The organism is Chamaesiphon polymorphus CCALA 037 (genome assembly GCF_003003845.1).
Classification (GTDB): Bacteria; Cyanobacteriota; Cyanobacteriia; order Cyanobacteriales; family Chamaesiphonaceae; genus Chamaesiphon; species Chamaesiphon polymorphus.
Genome location: NZ_PVWO01000438.1, coordinates 1 through 5,009 on the forward strand (window position 1 = coordinate 1; position 5,009 = coordinate 5,009).

The window sequence follows — 5,009 nt, forward strand, 5'->3', positions numbered from 1 at the left end:
GAATATACCGATACCAAACGCTATTTAGAGCAACAGTTGAAAGAGGCGATTGCGGGTTCGGATCTAGAGAATCAACGGATCGATAGCTTTCATGGTGGGATGGGTGGCGAGCAACGTCGCGAACGGGTGAAAACTGCTTTCAATAGCGATCCTACTCAACATCCACTCAGGATTCTCATCGCTACCGATGCGGCGCGGGAAGGAATCAACCTCCAAAATCACTGTGCGGACTTATTCCACTTTGACATCCCTTGGAATCCCAGTCGGATGGAGCAGCGGAATGGACGGATCGATCGTAAGTTACAACGGGAAGCGGTGGTGCGCTGTTATTATTTCGTGCTTACCCAGCGCACTGAAGATCGGGTACTGGATGTATTAGTCGCTAAAACTGCCACGATTCAACGGGAATTGGGTAGTCTATCGCCAGTCGTAGAGAAAAATATTCATAAATATTTGGAGCGGGGGATTGAAACGGCTAACGCCAATCGGTTAATCGAACAAATCGAGCGGGTAAGCGATTTAGAACCGGAACGAGATGACTTAATTCAAGGGGAATTAGAGGTAATACGCCCCCAGTTGCAGAAACTCCAACAACAACAGCAGGAGTTAGAAGATATGCTCAAAACTTCTCAGGAGTGGTTGAATTTGCGTACCGAGCATTTTCGGGAGGCTCTGAATGTTTCCCTCGAAATGGTGGGGGGAAAGCCGCTAGCACCGATCGATTCTCAAGCCGCAATTACCGATCTCGATCGAGCGCGGTGGACATTACCATTGGGAGATAGTCCCGTTTGGGAACAAACCCTCGATACACTCCGCCCCAGTCGTCAAAAGGGTCAGAAATTGTGGGAATGGCGCAAAGAAAATGAAATCCGTCCGGTAGTATTCCGCGATCCGGGTACATTAGATGGGGAGGTAGTTCATCTTCACCTCGAACATCGGTTGGTACAGCGGTTATTGAGTCGATTTCGATCGCAGGGGTTTACTCATCATGAATTGAGTAGAGCCTGTGTTTGTTTGACCGATCGAGCGGTGCCGCAAGTGTTAATCTTGGGGAGGTTATCGATCTACGGCGATCGCGCTACCCGTCTCCACGATGAAATTGTGGTCGTAGCGGCGGACTGGCTCTCCCCAGAGGCACGGGGAAAGGGTAAACTACGTCCACTGTCAGAAACAGAAAAAGCCACCGCCTTGGAGCTGGTAGAAACCTCTTTGGCTAATCCCCGCTTGCGGGATGTACCACCCAAGCTACTCGCGCAGTTTCAAGTTCATGCGGTGCAAGATGTGGCGGAATTATTACCCCATCTGAAAAAACGCGCTGAGGAGTTGAGTGCTAGAGCCGAGAAAAAACTTTTAGATCGGGGACAGAAGGAGGCGAAGGAAATGACTCAACTGCTAATCGAACAACGCGATCGAATTTTGGAGCAGGAAGCGAAATCTAAAACCACTCAGTTGTCCTTATTTAATCTCAAAGAACAAGAGCAATTAGGGGCGGATATTCGTCACTGGCAGAAAAGATTGGCGCAGATCGATCGTGAGTTGGATAGCGAACCGCAACGGATCGAACACATCTATCAAGTCAAAGCTAGTCGGATCGATCCGGTGGGGATTGTTTACTTATATCCAGTCTCAGGATGAGCGATAATAGTAATAATTGGATTGCCAATAAATAGGAGTTTACCAATGACAACTTACAAAGTTTTACCATCGATTGTCGTCCAGTCAGTAATTAACGATCGTGGGCAATTAGTATTAGAAGATTTACCATTCACCCCTGGAGATACTGTAGAAATAATTGTGCGGGGCAAAGTAATTGAACCACCAAATGAATCATCTGCACCAGAGCGATACCCACTCCAAGGAAGTCAGCCATATTCTTATCCAGATCCCTTTGAACCTGCGGTTCCCGCTGAGGACTGGGAAGTAATGCGATGATTCTTTTAGATACACATATTTGGATTTGGTGGGTGCAGGGAGATCCGCGCTTAACTCAACAACATCAAAGTTATCTCAGCGAGTATGAAACAGCGGGATTAGGGATCAGTATTTACTCCTGTTGGGAAATTGCCAAGTTGGTAGAATACGAGCGATTGACGCTGCCATATAGCTTAGAGGATTGGTTCGAGCGAGCATTTGCCTATCCTGGCATTCAACTAATCGAGTTAACTTTACCAATTGCGATCGAGTCAACTAGGCTGGTTGGATTTCATAAAGATCCGGCAGACCAAATTATCGTGGCTACTGCCAAAGTTTTGGGGATATCTCTACTGACAGCAGATGAGAAAATTCTCAAGTATTCTGGTGTCAATTTATTAGTTTAAAAGTCTTTTTTCTTATGGCTACAGATTCGATCGCTTACCAACATAAAGAATGGCTGGGTTTATTGCAACCATTAGGTTTGGTAGTGTCGCCGATCGCGTTGGAACGGGCGGGGGCGATTATCGACAGGTCTAAGTTAATCGAGATTCAAGCTCAATTACGGGAGATTGACAATCGGATCGATACTGATGCTCCGTTTAGTGTCGAGTTTAGCCAGTTGGCGCAAGAAATACTCGGTTGGGAGGCGACAGATTTAGGATTTCCAGAGGGAATTGAGATAGTTTTAACAGATTATGGAGAAACTTTAACTCCCGATTTTGTGGTTGTCGATCCCGATACTAAGGAGCGGATTTTATTAATTAAATTAGTCGAAACAGGGCAAGATTTAGATCGGCATGACACCCAGCATAAACAGGGGTGGCAAGCGACGATCGAGGAAAAATTCGAGCGGTTATTACGCGAGACGGAGATTCCGACTGGTATCCTCTGGAATGGTACCCAGTTAAGGCTGGTGTATGCCCCCAGAGGCGAGTCTTCTGGACATTTGACGTTTCCCCTCGCCGCGATGACTGAAGTGGCTGGCAGGAGTATTTTAGGCGGTTTGGTGGAGTTATTGAACGCCAATCGCTTGTTTAATGTGCCGCTCCAGTACCGTTTACCCAAACTACTGGCAGAAAGCCGCAATTATCAAGCCGAGGTATCGAACCAGTTAGCCGAGCAGGTATTAGAGGCTTTGTGGGAACTGTTGCGCGGTTTCGGGCTGGCGGATGAGGCGACGGAGCGGAAGTTATTGGCGACTACTGCGGCGACAGATATCTATGGCGGCTTGATTACTACCCTGATGCGGTTGGTATTTGTGCTGTACGCCGAGGATCGAGGGTTGATGCCAGGGGATACGGTTTATCAGCGGAACTATGCGGTGAGCGGGTTGTACGAGCAACTGCGGGACGATCTGAGTAACTATCCCGATACGATGGAGCAACGTTATGGGGCTTGGGCGTGGTTATTGAGTCTATTTCGGTTGGTGTATGAAGGCGGGGGAGCGACATCAGCGTATTTACCCGCCAGACATGGGCAATTATTCGATCCGATCGAATATCCCTTTTTAGAAGGGGCTGGGTTTGACTCCGCTCATCCAGCGGGGAGTGAAGTACCGCGCATCCCCGACGGGGTAATTTATCGGGTATTGGATAAATTGTTGATGTTGAATGGGGAGAAGCTTTCTTACCGTACCCTAGATGTGGAGCAAATCGGCTCGGTGTATGAGGGGATTATGGGCTTTACTGTGGAGCGGAGTAGCCAACCCTCAATTGGTGTGAAATCTGGGGGCGCGAAGAAGACGGTAACGGTAGTCATCGATGTGGCTGAGTTATTGGCAACTAAACCAGCAGATCGATCGAAAAAACTCAATGACTGGGCTAGTTGCAAACTTGCTAGCGATGGCTCCACTTTATTAAAACAGGCGACAACTATCCCAGAAATCGTCGATGCTTTGAGTAAAAAACGATCGCCTCAAACCCCCGACATCTTGCCCCAGGGTGCTTTATACCTCCAACCGACAGCCGAACGGCGGCGCAGTGGTTCTCACTATACTCCCCGCGCTTTGACACAACCGATTGTGGCTAAAACCTTAGAGCCAATTTTCCAGCAGTTGGGGGACAAGCCCACACCCGAACAGATTTTAGATCTGAAAATTTGCGATCCGGCGATGGGTTCGGGAGCTTTTCTCGTCGAAGCTTGTCGCCAGTTGGCAGATAAATTAGTGGCTGCTTGGGAACGGGAACAGCCCCTTCAGTCTCTAGCCCCTGCGCCCACCGCAGGAGAGGGTGAAATTTCCCGTGCGGTGAGCGAAATCGAACCCCTACTCATCGCCCGTCGGTTGGTTGCCCAACGGTGTTTGTATGGCGTGGATAAGAACCCCTTTGCGGTTAACCTGGCTAAACTCTCCTTGTGGTTGGCGACATTGGCGCAGGATTTACCCTTTACCTTCCTCGATCATGCTTTGAAGTGTGGGGATTCTTTGGTGGGGTTACGGAAAGCGGATATCGGTAGTTTCAGTCGCGATCCGCTGACTGACTTACCGTTGATGAGTTTACTTCAAAAAAATCTCGATGAGGCGCGGGCATATCGATACACGATTCAATCCGAGGATAGTCGCACCGATGAAGATGATGTTCGCAAGCGACAAGCTCTAGATGAGGTGGAAAAAACCTTAGATCGATCGCGGTTAATTGCAGATGTGGCGATTATGGCGAGTTATGAGGGGGGCAGTAAAACAGAGTTGAAACAAAGGCGGGAGGGTTATAGTGCCCTCGTGCGCCAGTGGCAACTCAATCCCCAGGCTGAGGAAGTTGGCATCATTTCCCACCGCTTGCGAGAAGAGATTCGGGTGAAACCCTTTAACTGGGAAATCGAGTTTCCAGAGGTGTTTGACAGGGAGAATGGTGGGTTTGATTCGATCGTGGGTAATCCACCATTTGCGGGGAAAAATACCATCGCTGATGCTAATGCTCAGGGTTATCCCGAATGGTTAAAGATGAGTTATTCAGAATCTCATGGAAACTCCGATTTAGTCGCCTATTTCTTTCGACGTGCGTTTGAGCTATTGCGTAAAAATGGCACGTTAGGTTTGATTGCGACAAATACCATCGTCGAAGGTGATACTCGCTATACCTGTCTCTTATACACATCAA

At 48.4% G+C, this 5,009-nt stretch carries 4 protein-coding genes; all 4 read left to right on the forward strand.

Features of this window, described 5'->3' with window-relative positions; translation table 11 throughout:
- Nucleotides 1-1,635: helicase-related protein (locus C7B77_RS23775; RefSeq protein ID WP_146138479.1), on the forward strand; the 1,635-nt coding region annotated here is incomplete at its 5' end.
- Nucleotides 1,636-1,680: 45 nt separating this feature from the next.
- On the forward strand, nt 1,681-1,932 hold the full coding sequence (locus C7B77_RS23780) for a hypothetical protein (protein ID WP_106310746.1): 252 nt from the start codon (nt 1,681-1,683) through the stop codon (nt 1,930-1,932).
- Nucleotides 1,929-2,318 (forward strand): type II toxin-antitoxin system VapC family toxin, encoded by a 390-nt coding sequence (locus C7B77_RS23785; RefSeq protein ID WP_106310748.1) that lies wholly within the window; start codon nt 1,929-1,931, stop codon nt 2,316-2,318. The genes C7B77_RS23780 and C7B77_RS23785 overlap by 4 nt, the downstream gene beginning before the upstream one ends.
- 14 nt (nt 2,319-2,332) lie before the next feature.
- Nucleotides 2,333-5,009: Eco57I restriction-modification methylase domain-containing protein (locus tag C7B77_RS23790; RefSeq protein ID WP_146138480.1), on the forward strand; the 2,677-nt coding region annotated here is incomplete at its 3' end.

Bases quoted from the DNA above. Each gene is read 5' to 3' on its own strand.
- C7B77_RS23780 (WP_106310746.1), top strand. From the start codon at position 1,681: ATGACAACTTACAAAGTTTTACCATCGATTGTCGTCCAGTCAGTAATT.
- C7B77_RS23785 (WP_106310748.1), top strand. From the start codon at position 1,929: ATGATTCTTTTAGATACACATATTTGGATTTGGTGGGTGCAGGGAGAT.